Source organism: Ensifer sp. ENS03 (genome assembly GCF_014852035.1).
GTDB classification, from domain to species: Bacteria; Pseudomonadota; Alphaproteobacteria; order Rhizobiales; family Rhizobiaceae; genus Ensifer; species Ensifer adhaerens.
This window is the reverse complement of the sequence record NZ_JACVAV010000007.1, coordinates 202,608-227,919: the sequence shown is the minus strand read 5'-3', so window position 1 is coordinate 227,919 and position 25,312 is coordinate 202,608. Positions and strand designations below refer to the sequence as shown.

28 protein-coding genes are annotated in these 25,312 nt (G+C 61.1%); 21 read left to right on the top strand and 7 right to left on the bottom strand.

The window, feature by feature from the left end; all coding sequences use genetic code 11:
* The first annotated feature begins 52 nt into the window (after nucleotides 1-52).
* Nucleotides 53-1,243, top strand: a complete 1,191-nt coding sequence (locus IB263_RS23295) for a cystathionine beta-lyase (protein ID WP_192439074.1) — start codon at nucleotides 53-55, stop codon at nucleotides 1,241-1,243.
* 110 nt (nucleotides 1,244-1,353) lie between these two features.
* On the opposite strand, the gene IB263_RS23290 is transcribed toward IB263_RS23295, so the two are convergent.
* Both IB263_RS23290 and IB263_RS23285 read right to left on the bottom strand, forming a co-directional pair.
* Nucleotides 1,354-2,520 carry an FAD-dependent monooxygenase gene (locus IB263_RS23290; protein WP_192439073.1) on the bottom strand — a complete coding sequence of 389 codons (1,167 nt, stop codon included), beginning with the start codon at nucleotides 2,518-2,520 and terminating at the stop codon, nucleotides 1,354-1,356.
* 9 nt (nucleotides 2,521-2,529) lie between these two features.
* Nucleotides 2,530-2,775 (bottom strand): zinc-finger domain-containing protein, encoded by a 246-nt coding sequence (locus tag IB263_RS23285; protein ID WP_057255736.1) that lies wholly within the window; start codon nucleotides 2,773-2,775, stop codon nucleotides 2,530-2,532.
* A 174-nt stretch (nucleotides 2,776-2,949) separates the two neighbouring features.
* Here IB263_RS23285 and IB263_RS23280 point away from each other — a divergent pair, with 174 nt between their 5' ends.
* The 8 genes from IB263_RS23280 (at nucleotide 2,950) to IB263_RS23245 (ending at nucleotide 9,981) form a co-directional block, all read left to right on the top strand.
* Nucleotides 2,950-3,735 carry an alpha/beta fold hydrolase gene (locus tag IB263_RS23280; RefSeq protein WP_112976429.1) on the top strand — a complete coding sequence of 262 codons (786 nt, stop codon included), beginning with the start codon at nucleotides 2,950-2,952 and terminating at the stop codon, nucleotides 3,733-3,735.
* 88 nt (nucleotides 3,736-3,823) lie between these two features.
* Nucleotides 3,824-4,651 carry a serine O-acetyltransferase gene (gene cysE / locus IB263_RS23275; protein WP_034796741.1) on the top strand — a complete coding sequence of 276 codons (828 nt, stop codon included), beginning with the start codon at nucleotides 3,824-3,826 and terminating at the stop codon, nucleotides 4,649-4,651.
* 99 nt (nucleotides 4,652-4,750) lie between these two features.
* On the top strand, nucleotides 4,751-4,954 hold the full coding sequence (locus IB263_RS23270) for a DUF3126 family protein (RefSeq protein WP_034796738.1): 204 nt from the start codon (nucleotides 4,751-4,753) through the stop codon (nucleotides 4,952-4,954).
* A 279-nt stretch (nucleotides 4,955-5,233) separates the two neighbouring features.
* A complete protein-coding gene (locus IB263_RS23265) occupies nucleotides 5,234-5,590 on the top strand; it encodes a phasin family protein (protein ID WP_034796735.1) in 357 nt (118 codons plus the stop codon).
* 240 nt (nucleotides 5,591-5,830) lie between these two features.
* Complete coding sequence (gene clpS, locus IB263_RS23260) at nucleotides 5,831-6,184, top strand: ATP-dependent Clp protease adapter ClpS (protein WP_043622145.1); 354 nt, start codon at nucleotides 5,831-5,833, stop codon at nucleotides 6,182-6,184.
* 9 nt (nucleotides 6,185-6,193) lie between these two features.
* Nucleotides 6,194-8,710 carry an ATP-dependent Clp protease ATP-binding subunit ClpA gene (gene clpA / locus IB263_RS23255; protein WP_034796722.1) on the top strand — a complete coding sequence of 839 codons (2,517 nt, stop codon included), beginning with the start codon at nucleotides 6,194-6,196 and terminating at the stop codon, nucleotides 8,708-8,710.
* Nucleotides 8,711-8,902: 192 nt separating this feature from the next.
* Nucleotides 8,903-9,640, top strand: a complete 738-nt coding sequence (locus IB263_RS23250; RefSeq protein WP_060607501.1) for an AzlC family ABC transporter permease — start codon at nucleotides 8,903-8,905, stop codon at nucleotides 9,638-9,640.
* Nucleotides 9,637-9,981, top strand: coding sequence for an AzlD domain-containing protein (locus IB263_RS23245; RefSeq protein ID WP_034796719.1), 345 nt, complete (start codon nucleotides 9,637-9,639; stop codon nucleotides 9,979-9,981). The genes IB263_RS23250 and IB263_RS23245 overlap by 4 nt, the downstream gene beginning before the upstream one ends.
* A gap of 88 nt (nucleotides 9,982-10,069) precedes the next feature.
* Here IB263_RS23245 and IB263_RS23240 read toward each other — a convergent pair whose 3' ends face one another.
* The 4 genes from IB263_RS23240 to IB263_RS23225 are packed head-to-tail and all read right to left on the bottom strand — an operon-like array spanning nucleotide 10,070 to nucleotide 12,928.
* Nucleotides 10,070-10,486 carry an HIT family protein gene (locus tag IB263_RS23240; RefSeq protein WP_034796718.1) on the bottom strand — a complete coding sequence of 139 codons (417 nt, stop codon included), beginning with the start codon at nucleotides 10,484-10,486 and terminating at the stop codon, nucleotides 10,070-10,072.
* Nucleotides 10,487-10,529: 43 nt separating this feature from the next.
* On the bottom strand, nucleotides 10,530-11,717 hold the full coding sequence (locus tag IB263_RS23235; protein WP_192439072.1) for a GNAT family N-acetyltransferase: 1,188 nt from the start codon (nucleotides 11,715-11,717) through the stop codon (nucleotides 10,530-10,532).
* 4 nt (nucleotides 11,718-11,721) lie between these two features.
* Nucleotides 11,722-12,447 carry a glycerophosphodiester phosphodiesterase gene (locus IB263_RS23230; protein WP_060585298.1) on the bottom strand — a complete coding sequence of 242 codons (726 nt, stop codon included), beginning with the start codon at nucleotides 12,445-12,447 and terminating at the stop codon, nucleotides 11,722-11,724.
* Nucleotides 12,448-12,460: 13 nt separating this feature from the next.
* Entirely contained in the window at nucleotides 12,461-12,928 is a 468-nt protein-coding gene (locus tag IB263_RS23225; RefSeq protein ID WP_043622203.1) for a RidA family protein, read from the bottom strand.
* Nucleotides 12,929-13,073: 145 nt separating this feature from the next.
* Between IB263_RS23225 and IB263_RS23220 the strand changes: the two genes are divergently transcribed.
* The 8 genes from IB263_RS23220 (at nucleotide 13,074) to rseP (ending at nucleotide 20,340) form a co-directional block, all read left to right on the top strand.
* Nucleotides 13,074-13,901: a cell envelope integrity EipB family protein gene (locus tag IB263_RS23220; RefSeq protein WP_060607468.1), complete on the top strand. Its 828-nt coding sequence runs from the start codon at nucleotides 13,074-13,076 to the stop codon at nucleotides 13,899-13,901.
* A gap of 182 nt (nucleotides 13,902-14,083) precedes the next feature.
* Nucleotides 14,084-14,851, top strand: a complete 768-nt coding sequence (gene rpsB / locus IB263_RS23215) for a 30S ribosomal protein S2 (protein WP_034796710.1) — start codon at nucleotides 14,084-14,086, stop codon at nucleotides 14,849-14,851.
* 252 nt (nucleotides 14,852-15,103) lie between these two features.
* The gene (tsf, locus tag IB263_RS23210; protein ID WP_034796708.1) at nucleotides 15,104-16,027 is read left to right on the top strand and encodes a translation elongation factor Ts; all 924 of its coding nucleotides are present in this window, start codon (nucleotides 15,104-15,106) and stop codon (nucleotides 16,025-16,027) included.
* Nucleotides 16,028-16,219: 192 nt separating this feature from the next.
* Complete coding sequence (gene pyrH, locus IB263_RS23205) at nucleotides 16,220-16,942, top strand: UMP kinase (RefSeq protein WP_192439071.1); 723 nt, start codon at nucleotides 16,220-16,222, stop codon at nucleotides 16,940-16,942.
* Nucleotides 16,943-16,995: 53 nt separating this feature from the next.
* Complete coding sequence (gene frr, locus IB263_RS23200; protein WP_034796704.1) at nucleotides 16,996-17,556, top strand: ribosome recycling factor; 561 nt, start codon at nucleotides 16,996-16,998, stop codon at nucleotides 17,554-17,556.
* 42 nt (nucleotides 17,557-17,598) lie between these two features.
* Entirely contained in the window at nucleotides 17,599-18,342 is a 744-nt protein-coding gene (locus IB263_RS23195) for an isoprenyl transferase (RefSeq protein ID WP_060585290.1), read from the top strand.
* Nucleotides 18,342-19,175 (top strand): phosphatidate cytidylyltransferase, encoded by an 834-nt coding sequence (locus tag IB263_RS23190; protein WP_060585288.1) that lies wholly within the window; start codon nucleotides 18,342-18,344, stop codon nucleotides 19,173-19,175. Before IB263_RS23195 ends, IB263_RS23190 begins: the two co-directional genes overlap by 1 nt.
* Nucleotides 19,176-19,206: 31 nt before the next feature.
* A complete protein-coding gene (gene rseP, locus IB263_RS23185; RefSeq protein ID WP_192439070.1) occupies nucleotides 19,207-20,340 on the top strand; it encodes an RIP metalloprotease RseP in 1,134 nt (377 codons plus the stop codon).
* 84 nt (nucleotides 20,341-20,424) lie between these two features.
* Here rseP and IB263_RS23180 read toward each other — a convergent pair whose 3' ends face one another.
* The gene (locus IB263_RS23180; protein ID WP_162251000.1) at nucleotides 20,425-20,649 is read right to left on the bottom strand and encodes a hypothetical protein; all 225 of its coding nucleotides are present in this window, start codon (nucleotides 20,647-20,649) and stop codon (nucleotides 20,425-20,427) included.
* On the opposite strand from IB263_RS23180, the gene bamA reads away from it, so the two are divergent.
* The 4 genes from bamA to lpxA are packed head-to-tail and all read left to right on the top strand — an operon-like array spanning nucleotide 20,591 to nucleotide 25,310.
* Nucleotides 20,591-22,927: an outer membrane protein assembly factor BamA gene (bamA, locus tag IB263_RS23175; RefSeq protein WP_060607504.1), complete on the top strand. Its 2,337-nt coding sequence runs from the start codon at nucleotides 20,591-20,593 to the stop codon at nucleotides 22,925-22,927. The genes IB263_RS23180 and bamA overlap by 59 nt on opposite strands.
* A 46-nt stretch (nucleotides 22,928-22,973) precedes the next feature.
* Nucleotides 22,974-24,041: a UDP-3-O-(3-hydroxymyristoyl)glucosamine N-acyltransferase gene (gene lpxD, locus IB263_RS23170; protein WP_192439069.1), complete on the top strand. Its 1,068-nt coding sequence runs from the start codon at nucleotides 22,974-22,976 to the stop codon at nucleotides 24,039-24,041.
* On the top strand, nucleotides 24,034-24,498 hold the full coding sequence (gene fabZ / locus IB263_RS23165; RefSeq protein WP_192439068.1) for a 3-hydroxyacyl-ACP dehydratase FabZ: 465 nt from the start codon (nucleotides 24,034-24,036) through the stop codon (nucleotides 24,496-24,498). The genes lpxD and fabZ overlap by 8 nt, the downstream gene beginning before the upstream one ends.
* Nucleotides 24,495-25,310: an acyl-ACP--UDP-N-acetylglucosamine O-acyltransferase gene (gene lpxA / locus IB263_RS23160; RefSeq protein WP_034796694.1), complete on the top strand. Its 816-nt coding sequence runs from the start codon at nucleotides 24,495-24,497 to the stop codon at nucleotides 25,308-25,310. Before fabZ ends, lpxA begins: the two co-directional genes overlap by 4 nt.
* Nucleotides 25,311-25,312: the final 2 nt, after the last annotated feature.

Below are 25,312 nucleotides of genomic sequence, written 5' to 3'. Positions count from 1 at the left end.
TTGTGGCTCGTTCGAAGAGTTTTGCATTCGAAATCTAGAAGCGGAATGAGCAATGGCAGACAGTGGCAATGTGAACGGCAAGGCAGGCATCAACACGCGTCTCGCCCATAGCGGCAACAACCCCTCCGATTACTTCGGCTTCGTCAATCCGCCGGTTGTGCACGCCTCCACGGTGCTGTTCCCGAACGCCAAGACCATGGAGACGCGGGCGCAGAAGTACACCTACGGCACCCGCGGAACGCCGACCACGGACGCGCTCTGCGACGCGATCAACGAGCTCGAAGGGGCCGCCGGAACGATCCTCGTGCCGTCGGGGCTGGCGGCGGTCACGGTGCCGTTCCTCGCCTATCTCTCGGCCGGCGACCACGCCTTGATCGTCGATTCGGTCTACTTCCCGACGCGCCATTTCTGCGACACGATGCTGAAGCGTCTTGGCGTCACCGTCGAATACTACGATCCGATGATCGGCGCTGCGATCGAGAGCCTGATCCGCCACAACACGCGCCTGGTACACACCGAAGCACCGGGATCGAACACCTTCGAAATGCAGGACATCCGCGCGATCGCCGATGCCGCCCATCGCCACGGCTGCATCGTCACCATGGACAATACCTGGGCGACGCCCGTCTACTTCAAGCCGCTCGACCATGGCGTCGATGTGTCGATCCATGCGGCGACCAAATATCCGTCCGGCCATTCGGACGTGCTCTTCGGTACCGTTTCGGCCAATGCCGAGCACTGGCCGGCCCTGACAGAGGCCATGGTGACGCTCGGCGTCTGCGTCTCGCCCGATGACAGCTACCAGATCCTGCGTGGCCTTCGCACCATGGGCATCCGTCTCGAGCGGCACCAGGAAAGCGCCCTGACGCTGGCGAAATGGCTGGAAACACGCGAGGAAGTCGCTCGCGTGCTGCATCCGGCGCTGCCGAGCTTCCCCGGCCACGAGCTCTGGAAGCGCGATTTCACCGGCGCGAGCGGCATCTTCTCCTTCGTGCTGGAGGCGGAGAGCCCTGACCGCTTCAAGGCCAAGGCGCACGCCTTCCTCGATGCGCTGAGATTGTTCGGGCTCGGCTATTCCTGGGGCGGTTTCGAAAGCCTCGCGCTCCATGTCGGTCTCGGAGATCGCAAGGTGGCGCTGGCGCCGACCGAAGGTCCGGTTCTGCGCCTGCAGATCGGCCTTGAGGACGTGCCGGATATCCGGCGCGACATCGAAGCGGGCCTGGCTGCGGCAAACGCCGTTTGACGAAGGCAATGACGGACGCCGCGGTCATCCGCGGCGTTCTGCTTTTCTGGACTAGATCTTTCGCGCGCCGGCAGTTTATCGAACGGATCGCGGTGAATGGCCGTCGCTTCTCAGTGCTCCGGCGCCCCGTAGCCGTAGAGCCAGTCGAGGTCGGCTGCGAGCGCGTCGGGCCCCTTGAGCTTCAACACCATGTCGCGGCCGATACGCACCGGGCCGCGGGCGTGATAGGCGAAATGGTTGAAGGCCGCACGGCGGCGGACGCGCGCGATGCGTGGCCTGCGAAGCGCCTCGAATTTCCGCAAGGAATCCGCGACGCTGAGGTTTTCAGACAGGCAAGCCGCAAGCGCGGATGCGTCCTCGATGGCCATGGCCGCACCTTGCGCCGCAAAGGGCGTCATCGCATGGGCCGCGTCGCCGATCAGCACTGTTTTTTGACCATCATGCCAGGCGCCGCCGTCGACGGTGCAGAGCGGCCAGTAGGTGGGCGCCACGGCCTTATCGAGAAGCGAGCGGATGCCTGGGCTCCAATCGGAAAAGGCGTTGAGGCAATCCTGGCGCCGCGCGTCCGAATCCTTGCCGACCCAGATCGCGTCGGTCTCCTTGCCCTCGATGATGGCGACGAGATTGAAACCGCCGACGTCCCGCAGAGGATAGGCAACGAGGTGGGCGCGCGGGCCGAGGAAGGCGGTGACCTCACCGCGGTTGAGCACGCCCGCGGCAACGTCGCCTGCAAGCGTCATGCGCCAGGCGATATTGCCCGAGAACCGGACACGGCCGGCGGCGGGCACGATCTCGCGCAGCCGCGACCAGATGCCGTCGGCGCCGATGACGACGTCCGGCATGCGTCCCGTCACCGCCGCGATCTCCTGGTCCCCGGGCTTGTCAATCTGGCATCCGAGGTGGAGACGGCAGCGCGATTCGGATTGAACGGCCTGAAGCAGGATTCTCTGAAGGCTGGCGCGGTGGAGAACGGCATAGGGCGCATGCCAGCGGCGGCGCGCGAAGGTCCCGGCCGGTACGCTGGCAAGAGCGCGCAGAGAGCGGCCGTCAACGAGCCCGATGCGCTCGGGCTCCGTCCATACGCTCTCAAGCTGCGTCAGTAGGCCGAGCTCGATGAGGATGCGGGAGGCGTTCGGTGAGAGCTGCAGGCCGGCACCGACCTCGGTCAGTGCCGTCGCCCGCTCGATGATATCGACGTCGAAGCCGCGCCGGGCAAGGCATAGGGCAGCCGTGAGGCCGCCGATGCCGGCGCCGATGATCGCGACGGGGCGCGACATCGTCGCTTATCAGGCGGCTTTATGGGCGAAGAGGCAGCCGGGGGGATTGGTTTCGGTCGCCTTCAGCTTCGGATTGTAGCGATAGAGCGTAGAGCAGTAGGAGCAGACCTTCTCGTTGTCGTCACCCATGTCGATGAAGATGTGCGGGTGATCGTAGGGAATGGATGCGCCGGTGCACATGAATTCCTTGACGCCGATTTCGATTGCCTGATGTCCGCCGTCGTTCTGGAAATGCGGGATGCTGTGGCCGGCCATGTCATGCTCCGATGAATGCAAGTCTGAAGGTCAAATTTGGCGGCACCATAGTCAGCTTTGCCGGAAATGTGTAGCGGCAAAGCTGCCGCAGTTGTGGTTTTTGCCGGTGCGGGGTTTCGCCCGCCAAGGCGACGAACTAGGTTGCGCCGGATCGATATGCCCGAGGATGAATAGATGGATCTCACCCCGCCGCCGTTTTCCCGTTTCAATCATGACGGTCTGGAGATCGCCTTCTTCGACGAGGGCGACCCGTCCGGCGCGCCCGTTCTGCTCATTCACGGCTTTGCCTCCAGCGCCAACGTCAACTGGGTTTTCCCGGGTTGGCTGAAGACGCTGGGTGACGCCGGCTACCGCGTCATCGCGCTCGACAATCGCGGTCATGGCAAGAGCAGCAAGCCCTACGACCCGGAACTCTACCACCCTCAGCAGATGGCGGATGACGCCGCCGCATTGCTTGGGCATCTCGGGATCGCCGAGGCTCATGTTATGGGCTATTCGATGGGCGCTCGCATCTCGGCCTTCCTGGCGCTCGCGCATCCCGACCGCGTGCGCTCGCTGGTCTTCGGCGGCCTCGGCATCGGCATGGTGTCGGGGGTAGGGGATTGGGATCCGATTGCCGACGCTCTGGTGGCGCCGTCGCTTGACGACGTGACCCATGCGCGCGGGCGCATGTTCCGCGCCTTTGCCGACCAGACCAAGAGCGACCGGCAGGCGCTTGCCGCCTGTATCTCGACCTCGCGGGATCTGCTGACGGCACAGGATATGGCGCGCATCGAGCAGCCGACGCTGATCGGCGTCGGGACGACCGATGACATCGCCGGATCGGCGCAGGAACTGGCAGCGCTGATGCCGCGTGCGCGTGCGCTCGACATTCCGGGTCGCGACCATATGCTCGCCGTCGGCGACCGGGTTTTCAAGAAAGCGGTGCTTGAATTTTTGGCAGAGATCGATCGCATCTAGCGTATCGTCATTGCCGCCAGACGCCATTTAAGTCACGCCTGATTTCCCCTATAGTGATGGCAGGCACGGACAAGGAAGGAGAGCGACGATGGTCGCCAAGACCGAACTTCGCCAGGCAGAAGCGCTGCAAGTGATGGACCCGATCTGGAATAGCCTGCGCGAAGAAGCCCGGATTGCCGCCGAGCAAGACCCAATGCTCGCGGCCTTCCTCTATTCCACCGTGGTCAATCAGCACTCTCTCGAAGAAAGCGTGATCTACCGCATCTGCGAAAGGCTGGATCACCCGGATCTGCAGGCAAACCTTTTGCGCCAGACCTTCTCGGAGATGCTGGAGGACTGGCCGGAATGGGGCACCATTCTGCGTGTCGACATCCAGGCCGTCTACGACCGTGACCCCGCCTGCACCCGCTTCATCGAGCCGGTGCTCTATTTCAAGGGCTTCCATGCGATCCAGACGCATCGCCTGGCGCATTGGCTATTGAAGCGCGGCCGCAAGGATTTCGCCTTCTACCTGCAGAGCCGGGCGTCGAGCGTCTTCCAGACGGACATCAACCCCGCCGCCCGCATCGGCCGCGGCATCTTCCTTGATCATGCCACCGGCCTTGTCGTCGGCGAGACCGCGGTCATTGGTGACAACGTCTCGATCCTGCACGGCGTGACGCTCGGCGGCACGGGCAAGGAAGGCAGCGATCGCCACCCGAAGATCGCCGATGGCGTGCTGATTGGCGCCGGCGCCAAGATCCTCGGCAATATCCATATCGGGCACTGCTCGCGCGTCGCTGCGGGTTCGGTCGTACTGAAACCGGTGCCGCCGAAGTCGACGGTCGCCGGCGTGCCGGCAAAGGTCGTGGGCGAGGCCGGCTGTTCCGAGCCGTCGCGCCAGATGGACCAGATCCTTGCCAGCTTCGATATCTGACATGCGGGAACCGGTGTGTAGCCTCTTTCGAGGGGTTTACACCCGCCGATGCAGCGTGCGAGAAGCGCCGCACAGTTTAAACGGCTACGGAGACGTGTTTTGAAGCCCGAAGAAATCCGCAAGCTTGAAGCCTACTTCAAGCGCACCTTCAATCAGCAGATGGTCGTCAAGGCTCGCCCGAAGAAGGACGAGTCCGCTGAAGTCTATCTCGGTGACGAGTTCCTCGGTGTGGTCTTCCGCGATGAGGAAGACGGCGAGCTTTCCTACAACTTCTCCATGGCGATCCTCGACATCGACCTCTAAGTCGCGACGCCGGACGCTTTCAGTATAAACCCCGAAAATCCATGGGATTTTCGGGGTTTATTGTTTTGTGCGGGATGTTGATGTCTTGCTGGGCAATTGCTCGCTAGTGCTTATCTTGCGGCTGTAGCGAGCGCGGCAAGAAATTTCATGCCGGACCGCGATATTTCATCAAGTTGTTGCATCTGTTGTATTTTATTGCATCGCACACTCGTCTTGACTTTTTGTGCAGTGCACATAAACTGAAGCCTCCAGATCAGGCCGTCACCAAGGAGACACCGGATGTTCAACTTCGACGATGCAAACAAGAAGAGCAAGGAAGCCATTGATGTGGCTGTGAAGAGCTATTCCGCTTGGACCAAGGGTCTCCAGGCTATCGCGACCGAAGCTGCCGACTTTTCGAAGAAGTCCTTCGAGGACAGCGTCGCGCATGTCGAAAAGCTGACCAGCGTCAAGAGCGTCGAGGCTGCTTTCGAACTGCAGACCAACTTCGTGAAGTCGAGCTACGAAGGCTTTGTCGCCGAAGCAACGAAGATCGGCGAAATGTATGCCGACCTCGCCAAGGACGCCTACAAGCCCTACGAAGCGCCAGTTGCCAAGGCAACGGCAGCAGTTAAGGCCGCCGCTGCAGCAGCCTGATCACCGGCTAAAACAATTTCTCAACAAAAAGGCCGGTCGCAGCGCTTGCGACCGGCCTTTTTGTTTTTCGCATAAGCTGTGCGCAGCCCAAAGAAAGTTGATCAATCTTGCCGGTCAACGTGCGATTATGATTGCAGTGTGTTGGTTCGGTCTTAAAATCTGAAAACGAACCATTAGATAAAGGGCAAGCAGGCTGCGGCCGAGTTCGATGGGTCGCTACTGTACAAGGAACTGACAAGAATGATCGCCATGCCGGTCCGGATGCAGCAAGGTAGCGATGATGAGGGGAACGGCAACAACCGCAGCACGTCCGTCATCACGCGTACCAAGCCGAAGACCAAGAAGCCAAGTTTGTATCGTGTTCTGCTTTTGAATGACGATTACACGCCGATGGAATTTGTCATCCATATTCTGGAGCGCTTCTTTCAAAAGAACCCGGAAGAGGCGACCCGCATCATGCTCCACGTCCACAATCACGGTGTGGGAGAGTGCGGCGTCTTCACCTATGAGGTCGCCGAAACCAAGGTGACGCAGGTGATGGACTTCGCCCGGCAGCATCAGCATCCGTTGCAATGCGTCATGGAAAAGAAATGAGGAACTAACGTGCCAACATTTTCGCCCAGCCTCGAAAAGGCGCTGCACCAGGCACTGACTTTTGCCAACGAGCGCCACCACGAATACGCTACGCTCGAGCATCTGCTTCTGGCATTGATCGACGATGCCGACGCGGCGGCCGTGATGGGCGCCTGCAACGTCAATCTTGAGACGCTGCGCAAGACCGTAACCGATTACGTCGACAACGAACTGTCGAACCTCGTGACCGGCTACGACGAAGATTCCAAGCCGACGGCCGGGTTCCAGCGCGTGATCCAGCGGGCGGTGATCCACGTGCAATCGTCCGGCCGCGAGGAAGTGACCGGCGCCAACGTGCTGGTCGCGATCTTCGCCGAGCGCGAAAGTCACGCAGCCTATTTCCTGCAGGAGCAGGAGATGACCCGCTACGACGCGGTCAACTTCATTTCGCACGGCATCGGCAAGCGGCCCGGCAGCTCTGAGTCCCGTCCTGTGCGTGGCTCTGACGATCATGAGAGCGAGCAGAAGCCCGCGCGCGACAACGAAGAGGCCAGCGCCAAGAAGCAGCAGGACGCGCTGACCGCCTATTGCGTCAACCTCAATGAGAAGGCGAAATCCGGCAAGATCGACCCGCTGATCGGCCGTCACGCCGAGGTGAACCGCACCATCCAGGTGCTGTGCCGCCGCTCGAAGAACAATCCGCTCTATGTCGGGGACCCCGGCGTCGGCAAGACGGCGATCGCCGAAGGCCTTGCCAAGCGCATCATCGAAAAGAAGGTGCCGGAAGCGTTGCAGGATGCGACGATCTTCTCGCTCGACATGGGCACGCTTCTTGCCGGCACGCGCTACCGTGGCGATTTCGAAGAACGGTTGAAGCAGGTCGTCAAGGAGCTCGAGGACTATCCGGGCGCCGTGCTCTTCATCGACGAGATCCATACGGTCATCGGCGCCGGAGCTACGTCCGGCGGCGCGATGGATGCATCCAACCTTTTGAAGCCGGCGCTTTCCTCCGGCGCGATCCGCTGCATCGGTTCGACCACCTACAAGGAATACCGCCAGTTCTTCGAGAAGGATCGGGCGCTGGTCCGCCGTTTCCAGAAGATCGACGTGAACGAGCCGACGATTGCCGACGCGATCGAGATCATGAAGGGGCTGAAGCCTTATTACGAGGAATATCATCACCTGAAATACTCGAACGAGGCGATCAAGGCCGCGGTCGAGCTTTCGGCCCGCTACATCAACGACCGCAAGCTGCCGGACAAGGCGATCGACGTGATCGATGAATCCGGTGCCGCACAGATGCTTCTGCCCGCCAGCAAGCGCCGCAAGCTGATCACCGAGAAGGAGATCGAGGCGACGATCGCGACGATGGCGCGCATCCCGCCGAAGACCGTCTCCAAGGACGACGAGGCCGTGCTTGCCAATCTCGAGCGAGAGCTGCGCTCGGTCGTCTACGGCCAGGACCTGGCGATCGAGGCGCTCGCTTCGTCGATCAAGCTGGCGCGTGCCGGCCTGCGCGAACCGAACAAGCCGATCGGCTGCTACGTCTTCTCCGGCCCGACCGGCGTCGGCAAGACGGAAGTCGCCAAGCAGCTTGCGACCTCGCTCGGCGTCGAGCTCCTGCGCTTCGACATGTCGGAATACATGGAGCGGCATACGGTTTCGCGCCTGCTCGGTGCACCTCCCGGCTATGTCGGCTTCGACCAGGGCGGCCTCTTGACCGATGGCGTCGATCAGCACCCGCATTGCGTGCTGCTGCTCGACGAGATCGAGAAGGCGCATCCGGACCTGTTCAACATCCTGCTGCAGGTCATGGACCATGGCTCGCTGACGGATCACAACGGCAAGAAGATCGACTTCCGCAACGTCATCCTGATCATGACGACCAATGCCGGCGCATCGGAAATGGCCCGGGCCGCCATCGGCTTCGGTTCTTCCAAGCGTACGGGCGAAGACGAAGAGGCGCTGAACCGCCTGTTCACGCCGGAATTCCGCAACCGTCTGGATGCGGTCATTCCGTTTGCTTCGCTGCCGACACCGGTTATCCACCAGGTGGTTCAGAAGTTCGTCATGCAGCTTGAAACCCAGCTTGCCGAGCGCAACGTCACCTTCGACCTCGCGCCGGAGGCGATCGCCTGGCTTGCCGAAAAGGGCTACGACGAGAAGATGGGCGCGCGACCGCTGTCGCGTGTCATCCAGGAAAACATCAAGAAGCCGCTCGCCGATGAAATCCTCTTCGGCAAGCTGAAGAAGGGCGGGGTCGTCAAGGTGACGATCGGCACGAAGGCCGATGGCACCAAGGGCCTGCTGCTCGATGCCGTTCCTGAGACGACGCCAATCAAGCCGAAGGCGGAAGTATCCCGCCCGGCGATGAAGGCCGCCAAGCCGAAAAAGGCCGAGGACAAGGAAGAGGTGGGCGCCGAGCCTGCGCCGAAGTCCAAGCCGAAGAAGGCTGCCGCCAAGGCGTCAACGGATGACGAGGCCGGGGCGGGCGACGCGGCTCCCAGAAAGGGCCGCACGGTGCCGAAGGTGCCGCGCAAGAAGTAGCCCCCGCAAGACACGTTCGACGGTGCCGGATGCAAACCATCCGGCACCGTTTTTCTTTAAAGAAGAAATGAGAAGAGCCTGCGTGGTTTTTCGTCCGCGTGCCGGTCTGATAGCCTATATTCGGTCATGCTGATCCCGGACGATTCGATCCGGGGTGGTCGTAGTCGAGTTGAAAACAATCCGGAATCGCCGATGAAGAGAGAAGAAGACGAGCAATCTTCGCTCGCCTGGTTCGGGAAAGGCATGCGCGGCATTTTCAGCCTGCCGGCCTTCATTCTGATGTTGTCCTTTGTCGGCTTCTGTTCGCTGACGGCTCAGGCCGGCATTCCGGTCGAGCAGGTGGTCTTCATGGTCGGCATGGTCTGGGCGCTTCCGGCCAAGGTCATTCTCGTCAGTTCGATGATGAGCGGAGCCGGGCTCGCGACCGCGTTCCTCGCGGTCTCGCTGTCGTCCGTACGGCTGATGCCGATGGTCGCCGCGCTGATACCGGAGCTGCGCGGGTCGCGCACGCCGACTTGGCTTCTGCTCTTCCTGTCGCATTTCGTCGCGATCACCGCCTGGGTTTTCGCGATGGAGAAGGTGCCGCACGTGCCGCGCGAGCGGCGCGTCGCGTTTTTCGCGGGCTTTGGCATCACGCTGGTGGCGGCAAACATGCTGCTCGTCGCTGTCGTCTACCACTTCGTCGCCGATTTCCCGCCGATCGTTGCCGGCTGCCTTTTCTTCCTGACGCCGGTCTACTTTCTCGCCTCGATCTGGCATTCGGCGCGCCATCCCGTCGTCTATGTGGCGTTGCTCTTCGGTCTTGCAGGCGGGCCGCTGTTCTACTGGCTGTTTCCGGAATTCGACATCCTGCTCGCCGGCCTCGTCGGCGGCACGCTTGCCTGGCTCATCGAGCGCCTCTGGCGGCGCCGCAAGGAGGTGGGAGCATGACCTGGCAGGATGGTTGGTGGGCCTATGTCTTCATCGCGATTGCCGGCTGGCTGGCGACCGACATCTGGCGCTGGTTGGGTGTCATCACAGGCAACAGGCTGCGCGATGATTCCGAGGCGCTGAACTGGGTGAGGGCGGTTGCGACCGCGCTGGTCGCAGCGGTCATCGCCAAGCTTATCCTCTATCCGACCGGCGTACTCGAACAATCCCCGCTCTGGCTGCGCGCAGGTGCCGTCGCGCTCGGGGCGGCCGCCTTCTTCCTGTTCGGAAGAAAACCGGCGATCGGGATCGCGTCAGCGATTGCCGCGTTGGCGCTGGGCCTGTGGTGGTTGGGTTTTTAGGCCGGGTGAGGTGCTTTCACCTGACCGTCGGTTAAAGAGCCGGCGCGTCGCCGGCTCCCTGGCTCCTGCGCGGATAGTATGAGCGCGATCAGAGCGCCTGCCGAACCTTTTCGGCATTGGCAGCCAGAACGGCGCCGTCTTCCATCGTGCCGGAATGCGGCTTCAGCGGCACGCCTGCTTGCCGCGGAATGACGTGGAAGTGCAGGTGGAACACCGATTGTCCGGCCGGTGCTTCGTTGAACTGCATGATCGTCACACCATCGGCGTCGAAAGCTTCCTTGGCGGCAACGGCCAGCTTCTGTACGGTGGCAATCAGCGCCGGCAGCGTTGCTGCATCGGCGTCGAGCAGGTTGCGCGAAGGGGATTTCGGCACCACGAGCAGATGGCCTTCGGCCTGCGGCATGACATCCATGAAGGCGATCGTCGCGTCGTCCTCGTAGACGCGGTGCGAGGGAATTTCGCCGCGCAGGATCTTGGCGAAAATGTTGTTGTCGTCGTAGCTCATTGTTCTTCCTCGTGTAATGAAGCCGGCCTTCACGAAAAGGGGGTCAGTCGTCCTGCCGTTCACCTTTGCGGAAAGGTCCGTGTTCGGCAAGAAACTCGCCCGTTTCCTCCACATCCCTGCGCTCGCGCTGAAGATAGTCGCCGACAGCGCGGGCCAGTCCCGGATGTGTGATGAAATGGGCGGAATGGGTGGTGACGGGCATGTAGCCGCGCGCAAGCTTGTGTTCGCCCTGGGCGCCAGCCTCGACCCGTTTCAGCCCCTTGGCGATCGCGAAATCGATCGCCTGGTGATAGCAGACTTCGAAATGCAGGAACGGCTGATCCTCGATGCAGCCCCAGTGGCGACCGTAGAGCGCATCGCCGCCGATGAAGTTGATCGCGCCGGCGATGTAGCGGCCGTTGCGGCGTGCCATCACCAGCAGGATATCGTCGGCCATGCGCTCGCCAATGAGCGAATAGAACGCGCGCGTCAGATAGGGGCGGCCCCATTTGCGTCCGCCGGTGTCCATGTAGAAGGCGAAGAACTCGTCCCAGATCGATTCCGTCAGGTCGCTGCCGGTCAGCCAGTCGATCGAAATCCCGTTTTCGAGCGCAGCCCTGCGCTCCTTCTTCAGCGCCTTGCGTTTGCGTGAGGCAAGGGTCTCCAGAAAATCGGCGTGGGAGCCATAGCCTTCATTGGTGAAGTGGAACTGCTGGTCTGTGCGGTGCATGAACCCGGCGCGCTCAAGCGCAGGGATCTCGGCTTCGGGAACGAAAGTCACATGTGCCGAAGAGACATCGTGTCTGCGGGCAAGCTCTTTCAGGCCCGCGGCAAGCGCATCCTGAACGGCGTTCGTGTTTTCATCCGGTGCCGAAAGCAGCCGTGGTCCGGTCGCAGGCGTGAAGGGGATGGAACTTTGCAGTTTCGGATAGTAGCGGCCGCCGGCGCGCTCGAAGGCATCGGCCCAGCCGTGGTCGAAAACGTATTCGCCCTGGCTGTGGTTCTTCAGATAGCAGACGAGGCCGCCGCGCAATTGCCCGTCGCCGCCTTCAAGCAACAGATGCTGGCCGAGCCAGCCGGTCTTGGCCGTCGCCGACCCGGACTCCTCGAGCGCCGAGAGATAGGCATACGAGAGGAAGGGATTGTAGACGCTGCCAGGAAACGCCTTCGATGCACCGGACAGCACATTCCAGCGTGCCGCCGGTATATCGGTGAAGGATTGCGCGATGCGGAGGGTGACGGCGTCTGACATTACCTTAGGAAACCAGGGCCTCCCGCGGGTCGAAACCCTCGAAGGTCATCTGATCCGCATGGGCAAACGTGTAGGCTTCGGCCTGCCGGTCGCGCACGGTCCAGGTGATGATCGTCTTGCCGAGCGTCCGTTCCTTGGTGATGAACGAGTTCGGCAGGTGGCCGTAGTGGTAGGAGATGAAATCGAGCCCGAGCTGCATCGCTTCCTCATGCACGAAGAAGGTCTCCGGATTGGCACCTTCCGCGGTGAGGCCCAGCGGGTAGGGCGCGTCGAGCGCCTTCAGGTCCTTGAGCAGCCAGTGATCGAAGCTCATCAGCGCAACGTGGCCCTTGTAGCCTTCGAGCGTTTCGAGCACGGCGGCGGCAAAGCCCTCGTCGTCGCCCTTGCGGCCCTTGAGCTCGATGACGAGCGGCACCTTGCCGGCAACCAGGCGCAGCATCTGCGTCAACGTCGGCACCTTGTCCTTCGTGCCGCCGATCGCCATCAGGCCGAGTTCGCCGGCGGTGCGCGCGCGAACGTCGCCCTTGATCCCGCACAGTCGCTCGGTATCGTCATCGTGGAAGACGACCGGAATGCTGTCGGCGGTATACTGCAGATCGCATTCGATCGCGAAACCGGCGTCGACGGCGCGGGAGAAGGCCGAAAGCGTATTCTCCCACACCTGCTTGTTCATGTCGTGATAGCCGCGATGGGCAATCGGTTGGGCCTTCAGCCAGGAAATATCAGCCATGCCGGGCACTCTGTCAGGCGATTTCGATGACGGCGTCGATCTCGACGGCGGCATTGAAGGGAAGGGAAGCCATGCCGACGGCGGCACGCGCGTGCTTGCCGGCTTCACCGAGCACGGTCGCAAGCAGATTGGATGCGCCGTTGATGACCAGATGCTGCTCGACGAATTCCGGTGTCGAGGCGACGAAGCCGTTGATCTTCACCAGGCGTCGGATGCGACCGAGATCGCCGCCGAGTGCTGCCTTGGCCTGGGCGAGGATGTTGATCGAGCAGAGTTCGGCGGCGCGCTGTGCACGGGCCACGTCCACATCCTTGCCGACGATGCCGGTCACAGCGACCTTGCCGTCTTCCATCGGAAGCTGTCCAGAGATGTAGAGCATCGAGCCGCTGATGACGTAGGGCACGTAGTTTGCAACCGGGGTCGCAGCCTGGGGAAGTGTGACGCCGAGGTCCTTGAGGCGCGCTTCGATCTCTGCAGACATGGAAAGCTCCATTGTTGTCTTTTGTGTTAAAATCCTGCATTCAGGCCGGATCGCGGCGGGCACCGGCTTTTTCCTGCGAACGCCGCCTCGCTTCTGCCGAACGCTTGTTTATAGCATTGCCGGCGAGTCCAACAGGAGGAAACGGATGTTTCATAAAGGCTTCGGTCTCGTCACTTTGGGCAGCGCCTGTTTCGCCGTCATGACAGTATCGGGCGGCACGGCGGCACACGCAAACGCCCTTGTGCCGCACCGCGCCGTCTATGATCTCGAACTCAAGGATGCATCGGATCGTTCGGGCATTGCCGGAATGTATGGTCGCATGGTCTACGAGTTCAATGGCTCGGCCTGCGCGGGCTATACCGTCAGCTTCCGTTTCGTCACCCAGGTCGATACCGGCGAGGAAGTGCGCCTGACCGATCAGCAGACGACCACCTACGAAGATCTAAAGAATGGCAATTTCCGCTTCCTGACCCGCTCCTTCACCGATGAGAAGCTGGACAAGGAAGTGCGCGGTACGGCGCATGAGGAAAAAGCGGGCGTTAAGGTCGAGCTGACCGCGCCGGACAAGCGCGAAATCGAGCTTGCGGCGAGCCGGTTTCCGACGGCGCACATGATGGAGGTGATCTCGCGAGCGAAGAAAGGCGAGAGCCTCTTTGAGGCGCGCATCTTCGACGGCTCCGATTCGGGTGACAAGACCTTGATCACCTCGACCTTCGTCGGCAAATCGCGCAAACCCACGGCGGATGAGCCGGATGCCGGCAAGGCGGGCAAGCTCAGCGGCGACAATTATTGGCCGGTGACCATCTCCTATTTCAACGATGACAAGAGCGGCGACGCGCTGCCGATCTACCGTATGTCGTTCAAGCTCTACGAGAACGGGATTACCCGCGACCTGACGATGGACTACGGCGATTTCGTCCTGAGCGGCAAGCTTGCGGACCTCGAAGTGTTCAAATCCGAGGACTGCAAATAGCCGATTGCGGTAAAAAGCGGCGTTTGCGGCTTGATTTCTCGGGCGGTTGCCGTTAAGGGGCTGCCCATTCCACACGTGAAGCTTGGGATGTTCCGGGAGAAATCCGGATCGTTCCGCCGGTGGGCCGGTCGAAAGACATGCTCGACGCTTCGCGGAGGTTCAACCGGAAAAGGAGAAAAGGCATGGCATTGCCTGATTTTAGCATGCGTCAGCTTCTGGAAGCTGGCGTTCACTTCGGCCACCAGACGCACCGCTGGAACCCGAAGATGAAGCCGTACATTTTCGGCGATCGCAACAACGTTCACATCATCGACCTCGCACAGACCGTGCCGATGCTGTCGCGCGCCCTGCAGATCGTCAGCGACACCGTTGCCAACGGCGGCCGCGTTCTGTTCGTCGGCACCAAGCGCCAGGCGTCCGAAATCATCGCTGACGCTGCCAAGCGTTCGGCCCAGTACTACGTCAACGCTCGCTGGCTCGGCGGCATGATGACCAACTGGAAGACGATTTCGAACTCGATCCAGCGCCTGCGCAAGCTCGACGAAATCCTTTCTTCGGAAGCTTCGGGCTTCACAAAGAAGGAACGCCTGAACCTCGAGCGCGAACGCGAAAAGCTGAACCGCGCTCTCGGCGGTATCCGCGACATGGGCGGCACGCCGGACCTGATGTTCATCATCGACACCAACAAGGAATCGATCGCGATCGACGAAGCCAAGCGCCTCGGCATCCCGGTTGTCGCAGTCATCGACTCGAACTGCGATCCGGACCAGATCGACTATCCGATCCCGGGCAACGACGACGCTTCGCGCGCCATCGCTCTCTACTGCGACCTCATTGCACGCGCTGCCATCGACGGCATCGCACGTCAGCAGGGCGCATCGGGCCGTGACCTCGGCGCATCTGCCGAAGCTCCGGTCGAGCCGGCGCTCGACGAGGCCTCCGACGCCTGATCGGGCCTTGGCGGCAGGTAAGCCTGCCGCCCCCAATGAAATGTCGGGACAAGGCCGTTTGTGATGAAAATCTGAACGGCCTTGTTCTTTTCAGCCGGGGATGGCGCTGATCCGTTCGGATCTTTGGAGCCGAGCAACCCCGTGATGGTTCAGTCATCACGGTGTCACATTGAAAAGCCATTCCCTGCCACACCTCCTGGTACCGCGCCCTCAAGGGCAGCGCGCCAACCAAACAGACAAAGAGGCAATAAGATGAGTGTAACTGCAGCAATGGTGAAGGAACTGCGCGAAAAGACCGGCGCAGGCATGATGGACTGCAAGAAGGCGCTCGCCGAAACCAACGGCGACATGGAAGCTGCGATCGACTGGCTGCGCGCCAAGGGCATCGCCAAGGCCGACAAGAAGTCGGGCCGCACGGCTGCTGAAGGCCTCATCGGTATTGTCAGCGGTGGCGTCAAGGCTGTCGTCGTCGAAATCAACTCCGAGACCGATTTCGTTGCCCGCAACGAAGCCTTCCAGGAACTCGTCCGCGGCGTTGCCAATGTAGCGCTGACCACCGACGGCTCGGTTGAAGCCATCGCGGCTGCAAACTACCCGGCAACCGGCAAGTCGGTCGACGAGACCATCAAGGACGCGATCGCCACCATCGGCGAGAACATGACGCTTCGCCGCGCAGCCCTGCTCAAGGTCGAAGACGGTGTTGTTGCCACCTACATCCACAACGCTGCCGGCGACGGCATCGGCAAGCTCGGTGTTCTCGTCGCCCTGAAGTCGATCGGCGACAAGGAAGTTCTCTTCTCGGTTGGCCGTCAGATCGCCATGCACATCGCTGCCACCAACCCGCTCGCGATCCGTGCGGACGAAGTCGACGCCGCTGTTGCCGAGCGCGAACGCAACGTCTTCATCGAACAGTCGCGCGCTTCGGGCAAGCCGGACAACATCATCGAAAAGATGGTCGAAGGCCGCATGCGCAAGTTCTTCGAAGAAGTCGCTCTGCTGTCGCAGGCCTTCGTCATGAACCCGGAAATCACCGTCGGTCAGGCCGTCAAGGACGCTGAAAAGCTCGCTGGCGCACCGATCGAAGTCACCGGCATGGCTCGCCTGCTGCTCGGCGAAGGTGTCGAGAAGGAAGAGTCCGACTTCGCTGCAGAAGTTGCAGCCGTCGCCAAGGGCTGATTTCTTCACCCATATTGGGAAAACCTTGGGGCATCGCGTGACAACGCGGTGCCCTTCGTGTATCCGGCTTCGTCAATGCGCTGGACCCGCCGGAAAATACGCCGTTGCGGTTGAAACCATGGTGCGCAATGTGTCCTTATGCGCTGTGCGCCGCCATCGTGCGCACGCGCGCCGATCTGTTCAGGAGCGATGATGCCGGCCGAGCCACTCTACAAACGCGTTCTACTCAAAGCCTCCGGTGAAGCTCTCATGGGCAGCCAGGGCTTCGGCATCGATGTGGCGGTCGCTGACCGGATCGCCGCAGATATCGCCGAAGCGCGCGCCATGGGCGTCGAAGTGGGCGTGGTTGTCGGCGGCGGCAACATCTTCCGCGGCGTGGCCGTCGCTTCCAAGGGCGGCGACCGGGTAACCGGCGACCACATGGGCATGCTGGCAACCGTCATCAATGCGCTGGCGCTCGCAACGTCGCTGCGCAAGCTCGACATCGATACGGTCGTGCTCTCGGCAATCGCGATGCCGGAAATCTGCGAGAGCTTCTCGCAGCGCGCAACGCTCCACCATCTTTCCCTCGGCCGCGTCGTGATCTTCGCCGGCGGCACGGGCAATCCCTTCTTCACGACCGACTCTGCCGCCGCCCTTCGTGCCGCCGAAATGGGCGCGCAGGCGATCTTCAAGGGCACCCAGGTCGATGGCATCTATTCCGCCGACCCGAAGAAGGATCCGGACGCGACCCGCTTCGACCGCCTGACGCACAGCGAAGTCCTCGAGAAGGGGCTTGCTGTCATGGATGTTGCCGCCGTCGCGCTTGCACGCGAAAATGCCATTCCGATCGTTGTCTTCTCCATTCATGAGAAGGGTGGCTTTGCGGAAATATTGACCGGCGGCGGTCGCGCGACCATCGTCACAGACAATTAAGAAGCTGCAGAACGGCCCTCGGGCCGGCGAATGATAGAACGGGAGTTTCGACCATGAGTGAAGGTGTTGACCTGAAGGAACTGAAGCGTCGCATGGATGGCGCCATTTCCGCATTCAAGAGCGATATCGCGTCGCTCCGTACCGGCCGCGCGTCGGCGAACGTTCTCGATCCGGTGACCGTCGAAGCCTACGGCTCGCGCGTGCCGCTCAACCAGGTGGCGAACATCACGGTTCCCGAGCCGCGCATGCTGTCCGTCTCGGTCTGGGACAAGCAGATGGTCGGCGCTGTGGATCGCGGCATTCGCGAATCGAACCTCGGCCTCAATCCGATCATCGACGGCCAGAACCTGCGCATTCCGCTGCCGGAACTCAACGAAGAGCGCCGCAAGTCGCTCGTCAAAGTGGCACATGACTACGCCGAAAAGGCGAAGGTCGCCGTGCGCCACGTGCGCCGCGACGGCATGGACGACCTGAAAAAAGCCGAAAAGGATGGCGACATCGGTCAGGATATCAGCCGTTCTCAGTCCGAGCGCGTGCAAAAGATGACCGACGAAACGATTTCCGATATCGACCGCTTGCTCGTCGAGAAGGAAAAGGAAATCATGCAGGTCTGATCTGCTCTGCTCGTGATCTGAGTCTCCTTTCGCGGACGCCTTATGCAAAACCTCACTTCCACGACCGTTCCGGAACATGTTGCCATCATCATGGATGGCAACGGGCGTTGGGCGAACGCGCGTGGGCTGCCGCGCACGATGGGGCACCGCAAGGGTGTCGAGACCGTTCGCGCCGCCGTCAAGACGGCGGGCGACTTGGGGATCCGCTACCTCACGCTTTTTGCCTTTTCCTCGGAAAACTGGAGCAGGCCGGCGGCGGAAGTCAGCGATCTGATGGGGCTGCTCAAGACCTTCATCCGCCGGGATCTTGCCGATCTGCACCGCGAGAATGTCCGCATCCGAGTCATCGGTGACCGCTCCAACCTCAGAGGCGACATTCTACCGTTGCTGGTGGAGGCGGAGGAAACGACGCGGGCAAATACCGGGATTACGCTCGTCATTGCCTTCAATTACGGCGCCCGGGACGAAATGACACGAGCCATGCGGCGGCTGGCGACGGAAGTCGCCGAAGGACGCTTGCGGCCGGAAGACATCAACCCCGAGCGTATCGCGGCGATGCTGGACACGTCGGACATTCCCGATCCGGACCTGATCATCCGCACCAGCGGCGAAGAGCGTCTCTCGAATTTCCTTCTTTGGCAGGGCGCCTATTCGGAACTGATCTTCGTTCCCGAGTTGTGGCCGGACTTTACGCGCGAAACGTTCCTGGCGGCGCTTGAAAAATACGCCTGCCGCGAGCGCCGCTTCGGCGGCGTCGCCGAGCCCACATTGGCGGTCGGTTCCTGATGCAGACTGAACTTAAGCTTCGTATCGCTTCGGGCGTGGTCCTCGCAGCGGTGACACTGGCGGCGACCTGGTTCGGCGGTTTGGCGTTTCAGTTGCTGTCGGCGCTGATTGCGCTGCTCGTCTATTATGAGTGGTCGACGATCACGGACCTCCAGGAGCGGGATTTCCAAGGCAATGCCGTTGGCTGGCTGGCCGTCGTGATCATCGCCGGCCTGATCGTGACCGGCTATATCGGCTACAGCCTTCCGGTCCTGGCCGCTTTTGTAGTTCTCACTGTCCTTTGGGTATTTCTGCAGAAGACCAGTTGGTGGCTGCCGGGTGGCATCGCCTACGCCGGGCTGACCGGCATTTCGCTTGCGGCCCTTCGCGGCGCCGACGATCTTGGCTTGATGGCGACGCTGTTCGTCTTTGCCGTCGTCTGGGCGACCGACATCTTCGCCTATTTTACCGGCCGCGCGATCGGTGGACCGAAGCTCGCGCCACGCATATCGCCCGGCAAGACATGGTCGGGTGCCATCGGTGGCACAATTTGCGGCATTGTTGCCGGTGTTGCCGTCTTTATGGCTTATTTTTCACTGCAAGATCTCCGCATTCCGATCATTGCGCTGGTGCTCTCCGTCGCCAGCCAGGTGGGAGACTTGTTCGAATCCTTCATCAAGCGCCGTTTTGGGGTGAAGGATTCCAGCCGTCTCATTCCGGGGCATGGCGGCGTTATGGATCGGGTCGACGGGTTGATTTTCGCGTGTGTCGCGGCGTTGATTCTGGTCATGATTCAGTATTTCGTCAGCGATGGGCGCCAGATCGCTTTCGGATCCGTCCTGTATAGCCTTTGAGCTTAGGCCCGCGGGTGCTTGAGGAACGTTCATGACATATCTGCTTGATGCCCTTCAGATTCTGACCGGCTACGTCGTCCCATTTCTTCTGGTGCTGACGCTGCTGGTCTTTGTGCACGAGATGGGCCACTACCTCGTCGGCCGCTGGTCGGGCATCCGCATTCTGGCTTTTTCGATCGGCTTTGGCCCTGAGCTCGTCGGCTGGACCGATCGGCACGGAACGCGGTGGAAACTGGCGGCGATTCCCCTTGGCGGTTACGTCAAGTTCTACGGCGACGAGGATGCGGCGAGCGTGCCGGACTACAAGCGCCTGGAGGCGCTGGCGCCGGAAGAGCGCAGCCAGACCTTCCTCGGCGCCAAATTGTGGAAGCGTGCGGCAACCGTCGCCGCCGGACCGATCGCAAACTTCATTCTCGCCATCGCCATCTTTGCCGTGCTGTTTTCCGTCTACGGGCGTCAGGTCGCCGATCCGGTGGTTGCGCGGGTGAATGAGAACAGTGCTGCTGCGCAAGCCGGTGTCGTGCCGGGAGACCGTCTGATTTCGATCGACGGCACGCCGGTCGTCACCTTCGACGACGTTCGCCGCTACGTCAGTGTTCGCCCGGAAATGCCGATTTCGATCCGAATCGAACGCAACGGCGCGATGCTCGATCTGAACATGGTGCCGCAGCGTACCGAGCTCACGGATCAGTTTGGCAACAAGATGGAAATCGGCGTCATCGGTATCCTGACCGACCAGGAAGCCGGCAATTTCCGCACGGTCAACTATGGTCCGATCGAGGCCGTCGGGCAGGGCGTCCTGCAAAGCTGGCACGTTGTCACCGGTACTTTCGACTATCTCTCCAATGTCGTGACCGGGCGGATGAAGGCAGATCAGATCGGCGGACCGATCCGCGTCGCCAAGGTCTCGGGGCAGATGGCGACGCTTGGAATTCCGTTTTTGCTGAATATTGCCGCGATCCTGTCTGTTTCCATAGGATTGCTTAACCTCATGCCCGTTCCGGTGCTTGATGGCGGCCACTTGATGTTCTATGCGGTTGAGGCCTTGCGCGGAAGGCCGGTGGGCCCGGCCGCGCAGGATGTCGCTTACCGGATCGGTTTTGCCATGGTGCTGATGCTCATGGTCTTTGCCACCTGGAACGACATATCGATGTTCTTCGGCTAGCGTTCGGCCGGGGAAACGGCGAGGGGGATTTCGGCGGATACTGTGAACGATTGGTTTTCAACGGCTTGCGACGAAAGGTTTTGTTTACGATAAATCGAAGCTGTAGTGGCCGTTAAGCCACGGTTCGAATTGAAGTAAACAGAAATTAACGAGCTGGCTTGCTTGTATGGGAAAAGCGGTTAAAACGGCAACCGTGACCGGAGTCGGCACGAAACTGCCGCGCGACGTTTGGAAAAGGTAAGATTTGAACATGAAAGCTGGTTCAAGGTTTTTGAACGCGGTGTCGGCGGCTGCGCTGTCAACAAGCATTGTTGTTTCCGGCGCTGGTGTTGGGTTGCTCGCAGGCACGTCCGTTGCAGAAGCTGCGGTCATCAATCGTGTCGAAGTGCGCGGCGCCACGCGCGTCAGCGCTGAGACGGTTCGCGCCAACATCACGATCGTTCCGGGCAAGAGCTTCAACAACACCGACATCGACGCTTCCGTGAAGCGCCTGTATGCGACCGGCTACTTCTCCGACGTCAGCATCAACGTTTCCGGCGGCACGCTGGTCGTCAGCGTCAGCGAGAATCAGCTCGTCAACCAGGTCGTCTTCAACGGCAACCGCAAGATCAAGGACGACAAGCTGCAGGGCGTCGTGCGCACGCAGCCGCTCGGTCCTTACAGCGAAGCGACGGTTGAGACGGACATCCAGTCGATCAAGGACGCCTATGCGGCGATCGGTCGTGGCGATGTCACGGTGACGACGCAGGTCGTTCCTGTCGCCGAAGGTCGTGTCAACCTCGCGTTCGTTATCAACGAAGGCGAGCGCACCAAGATTTCTCAGATCAACTTCGTCGGCAACGAAGCCTACAGCGACGGTCGTCTGCAGTCGGTCATCGCGACGAAGGAATCGGGCATCTTCTCCTTCATTACGCGGAAGGACGTCTACAATCCTGACAAGCTGCGCGCGGACGAAGAACTGCTGCGTCAGTTCTACTACAACCGCGGCTACGCCGACTTCCAGGTCGTTACTTCGGATGCGACCCTGAATGAAGCGACCAACGAATACACGGTGACGATCACCGTCGAAGAAGGTCCGCGCTACGACTTTGGTTCCGTCAATGTCGAATCGACCGTTGAGGGCATCAACGCCGAAGAACTGAAGGGGCTTATCGTCAGCCGTCAGGGTTCGGTCTACAAGGCCAAGGACGTTCAGGCGACGATGACCGAGATCTCGAAGCGCGTCGCTTCGGCTGGCTACCCGTTCGCTCGCGTCACGCCTCGCGGCAACCGCGATCTCGGCAACCACACGATCGCCGTCGACTACCTCGTCGACCAGGGCGAGCGCGCCTATGTCGAGCGTATCGAAATCCGCGGCAACACCCGTACCCGCGACTACGTTATCCGTCGCGAGTTCGACATGGGTGAAGGCGACGCCTTCAACCAGGAAATGGTAGCGCGCGCCAAGCGTCGTCTCGAGGCTCTCGGTTACTTCTCGACTGTCAACGTTTCGACCGCTCCGGGCAGCGCCGCTGACCGTGTTGTCGTGATCGTCGACGTACAGGATCAGTCGACCGGTTCGTTCGGTATCGGTGCAGGTTACTCCGCCGGTAGCGGTGGTGGCTTCCTCGTCGAAGCTTCGATCGAAGAAAAGAACTTCCTCGGCCGTGGTCAGTACATCCGCGTTGCCGCTGGTCGTGGTGACGAGAGCCGCACGTACAACGTTTCGTTCACGGAGCCGTATTTCCTCGGCTATCGTCTGGCCGCAGGCTTCGACGTCTTCAAGAACGAAAACGACTTCGATGACGACAACTACAGCTACGAAGATCAGGGCTTCAGCCTGCGCGTGACCGCGCCGATCACCGAGAACCTGTCGACGACGCTGCGTTACAACTTCACACAGTTCGATTATAGCGGTGACCGGTCGAAGCTTTCGTCGCCCTACATTCGTGCGATCGACGGCGGCAACTGGGTCCGTTCGTCGGTGTCGCAGTCGATCACCTACAACACGCTCGACGATGCGCAGCTGCCGCATGACGGCATTCTTGCGACCTTCACGCATGAATTCGCCGGCCTCGGCGGTGACTCCGACTTCTACAAAATGACCGGTAAGGCCAAGTGGTACTACACGGTCAACGACGAAGCCGACATCATCGCCTCGCTCGGCGGTAGCGCCGGCCATATCTTCGAGACCGGTAGCGATCTGCAGGTCTTCGACCAGTTCCAGCTCGGCACCAGCGACATCCGCGGCTTCGAGCGGAACGGTATCGGCCCGCGCGAAAAGCAATCGGGTGACTCGCTCGGTGGTACGACCTATTTCACGGCTTCGGCCGAGGCGACGTTCCCGCTTCCGGGTATCCCGCGTGACAGCGGCTTCCGCGGTGCGGTCTTCGCTGACGCAGGAACGCTCTACAGCAACAAGGTCGCGCTCACCGGTCCTGGTGAATCGGTCCAGGGCAACGACGCCTCGCTGCGCGCCTCGGTCGGTATTGGTCTGATCTGGGCTTCGCCCTTCGGTCCGCTGCGAGTCGACTACGCATGGCCGGTTGCCAAGGAAGATTTCGACCGGGTTCAGAACCTGAAGTTCGGTATTTCGTCGTCGTTCTGATAAGAAGCAGTCCAGAACTGCCAGAAAAGATCGTTCTGGAGTGTACATGGAACAGAACTGGTTTTTTCCGCCCCACGATGGGATCCGCCTGGGCGACCTGGCGGATCGAATTGGGGCGGAGTTGGTTGATGTCGCGGTCGTTGACCGCGCCGTCCGCTCCGTAGCGCCGGTCTATCGGGCAAAGCCCGGTGACGTCTGCTATATGTTGTCTCGCAAGAGCCGCGCCGAACTCGAAACGTGTGAGGCATCGGCGATCATTTGCGATAAGACGATTTCCTCTCTCGTCCCTGCACATATTCCCGTCCTTTTGACAGCTCGGCCGCACACGGCCTTTGCGCTTGCTGGCACGTTGTTGCACGAGATTGCGATGCGTCCGGCTCGCAATACGAGCCTGCGCGGCATCGCGCCTGGCGCGTTCGTGGATCCGACCGCGCGGCTTGAAGACGATGTCGAGGTCGAACCGACGGCTGTGGTTGGTGCTGGCGCCGAGATCGGCCGCGGCACGCGGATCGCGGCCGGCGCGGTCATCGGCCCAGGCGTGCGCATCGGTCGCGAGTGCACGATTGCCGCAGGTGCAAGCGTGCTTTGCGCTCTCGTCGGCAACAGCGTGATCATTCACCCCGGCGCTCGCATCGGTCAGGACGGCTTCGGCTATGCGCCGGGTCCGAAAGGCGGGATGATCAAGATCGTTCAGGTCGGACGGGTGATCATTCAGGATCATGTCGAGATCGGCGCGAATACGACGGTCGACCGTGGCACGATGGATGATACGGTGATCGGCGAGGGCACGAAGATCGACAATCTCGTTCAGATCGGTCACAACGTGCGCATTGGTCGCTATTGCGGCATCGTCAGCGGGGTCGGCATCGCCGGCAGCACGAAGATCGGCGACGGTGTCATGATCGGCGGCGGCAGCGGCGTCAATGGCCATATCACCGTTGGTGATGGCGTCCAGATCGCCGCCATGAGCGGCGTGGCGGCTGATGTTCCCGCCGGCGAACGGTACGGCGGTATTCCAGCCCGCCCGATGCGTGATTTCCTGCGCGACGTTGCGGAAATGGCCATGCGGGCAGAGGAAAGACAGAAAAAGAAGAAGGGCGGCGCGAATGAGTGAAGCAGCAACGGTTCTCGGCACGGCGGATATTCAGGAAATCCTGAAACTGCTTCCCCATCGCTACCCATTTCTGCTCGTCGATCGCATCATCGAGATCGACGGCGACAATTCGGCGATCGGCATCAAGAACGTTTCGGCGAACGAGCCGCATTTCACCGGCCACTTCCCGGAGCAGCCGATCATGCCGGGCGTCCTGCTGGTCGAGGGCATGGCACAGACCGCCGGCGCGATCTGCGCCCGCAAGGTGGGAACCGGCACGAACCTGGTCTATTTCATGACCATCGACAATGCCCGTTTCCGCAAGCCGGTCGTGCCTGGAGATCGCGTCGAATTCCATGTCGTGAAGCAGAAGCAGCGCGGCAATATCTGGAAATTTCACTGTGACGCAAAAGTTGACGGGCAACTTGTCGCAGAAGCTGATATCGGCGCGATGATAGTCAGCAAGGAAGACTCCTGAACATGATTGCAGCATCTGCGAAGATCCACCCGTCCTCGATCGTCGAGAGCGGTGCTGTGATCGGCGAGAACGTCAAGATCGGCCCGTTTTGCTACATCGGGCCGAAAGTCGTTCTGGGCGACGATATCGAGCTTCTCAGCCATGTCGTGGTGATCGGCCGGACCACCGTCGGCAAGGGAACGAAGATTTTCCCGAACGCCGTGGTCGGTGGTGATTCCCAGAGCGTTCACCACAGCGCCGTCGATACCGAGCTTCTGATTGGCACCAATTGCACGATCCGTGAAGGCGTGACGATGAACACCGGAACCGTCGAGCATGGCGGTAAGACGGTCGTCGGCGATAACAATCTCTTTCTCGCCAACTCGCACGTGGCGCATGATTGCCGCCTCGGCAGCAACATCATCCTGTCCAACAATGTGATGCTGGCGGGCCACGTCACGGTCGAAGATCGCGTCATTCTCGGCGGCGGCTGTGCGGTCCACCAGTTCACCCGCGTCGGCCGTCAGGCCTTTGTCGGCGGTCTGTCGGCTGTTAGCTACGACGTCATTCCTTATGGCATGCTCAACGGCAATCCCGGTCTGCTGAGCGGTCTGAATGTCGTCGGCATGAGCCGGGCTGGCATCGATCGTGCAACGATCCATGTGGTTCGCCGCGCCTACAAGCAGATCTTCGAAGGGCCGGAATCGATCCGCGCCAATGCCGCAGCGATTCGCGAAGACTATATGGATTGCGCGCCGGTCATGGAAATCCTCGATTTCATCGGCGCCGAGAGCGACCGCGCGCTATCTTCGCCGCAACGCGGCAAGGCCTGACC

Bases quoted from the DNA above. Each gene is read 5' to 3' on its own strand.
- frr (WP_034796704.1), top strand. From the start codon at position 16,996: ATGAGTGAAGGTGTTGACCTGAAGGAACTGAAGCGTCGCATGGATGGC.
- IB263_RS23230 (WP_060585298.1), bottom strand. From the start codon at position 12,447: ATGGCTGATATTTCCTGGCTGAAGGCCCAACCGATTGCCCATCGCGGC.
- bamA (WP_060607504.1), top strand. From the start codon at position 20,591: ATGAAAGCTGGTTCAAGGTTTTTGAACGCGGTGTCGGCGGCTGCGCTG.
- tsf (WP_034796708.1), top strand. From the start codon at position 15,104: ATGAGTGTAACTGCAGCAATGGTGAAGGAACTGCGCGAAAAGACCGGC.
- rseP (WP_192439070.1), top strand. From the start codon at position 19,207: ATGACATATCTGCTTGATGCCCTTCAGATTCTGACCGGCTACGTCGTC.
- IB263_RS23225 (WP_043622203.1), bottom strand. From the start codon at position 12,928: ATGTCTGCAGAGATCGAAGCGCGCCTCAAGGACCTCGGCGTCACACTT.
- fabZ (WP_192439068.1), top strand. From the start codon at position 24,034: ATGAGTGAAGCAGCAACGGTTCTCGGCACGGCGGATATTCAGGAAATC.
- IB263_RS23280 (WP_112976429.1), top strand. From the start codon at position 2,950: ATGGATCTCACCCCGCCGCCGTTTTCCCGTTTCAATCATGACGGTCTG.
- rpsB (WP_034796710.1), top strand. From the start codon at position 14,084: ATGGCATTGCCTGATTTTAGCATGCGTCAGCTTCTGGAAGCTGGCGTT.
- IB263_RS23240 (WP_034796718.1), bottom strand. From the start codon at position 10,486: ATGAGCTACGACGACAACAACATTTTCGCCAAGATCCTGCGCGGCGAA.
- IB263_RS23290 (WP_192439073.1), bottom strand. From the start codon at position 2,520: ATGTCGCGCCCCGTCGCGATCATCGGCGCCGGCATCGGCGGCCTCACG.
- pyrH (WP_192439071.1), top strand. From the start codon at position 16,220: ATGCCGGCCGAGCCACTCTACAAACGCGTTCTACTCAAAGCCTCCGGT.
- lpxD (WP_192439069.1), top strand. From the start codon at position 22,974: ATGGAACAGAACTGGTTTTTTCCGCCCCACGATGGGATCCGCCTGGGC.
- IB263_RS23245 (WP_034796719.1), top strand. From the start codon at position 9,637: ATGACCTGGCAGGATGGTTGGTGGGCCTATGTCTTCATCGCGATTGCC.
- IB263_RS23180 (WP_162251000.1), bottom strand. From the start codon at position 20,649: ATGCTTGTTGACAGCGCAGCCGCCGACACCGCGTTCAAAAACCTTGAA.
- IB263_RS23265 (WP_034796735.1), top strand. From the start codon at position 5,234: ATGTTCAACTTCGACGATGCAAACAAGAAGAGCAAGGAAGCCATTGAT.
- cysE (WP_034796741.1), top strand. From the start codon at position 3,824: ATGGTCGCCAAGACCGAACTTCGCCAGGCAGAAGCGCTGCAAGTGATG.
- IB263_RS23190 (WP_060585288.1), top strand. From the start codon at position 18,342: ATGCAGACTGAACTTAAGCTTCGTATCGCTTCGGGCGTGGTCCTCGCA.
- IB263_RS23235 (WP_192439072.1), bottom strand. From the start codon at position 11,717: ATGTCAGACGCCGTCACCCTCCGCATCGCGCAATCCTTCACCGATATA.
- IB263_RS23195 (WP_060585290.1), top strand. From the start codon at position 17,599: ATGCAAAACCTCACTTCCACGACCGTTCCGGAACATGTTGCCATCATC.
- clpS (WP_043622145.1), top strand. From the start codon at position 5,831: ATGATCGCCATGCCGGTCCGGATGCAGCAAGGTAGCGATGATGAGGGG.
- IB263_RS23285 (WP_057255736.1), bottom strand. From the start codon at position 2,775: ATGGCCGGCCACAGCATCCCGCATTTCCAGAACGACGGCGGACATCAG.
- IB263_RS23250 (WP_060607501.1), top strand. From the start codon at position 8,903: ATGAAGAGAGAAGAAGACGAGCAATCTTCGCTCGCCTGGTTCGGGAAA.
- IB263_RS23295 (WP_192439074.1), top strand. From the start codon at position 53: ATGGCAGACAGTGGCAATGTGAACGGCAAGGCAGGCATCAACACGCGT.
- IB263_RS23220 (WP_060607468.1), top strand. From the start codon at position 13,074: ATGTTTCATAAAGGCTTCGGTCTCGTCACTTTGGGCAGCGCCTGTTTC.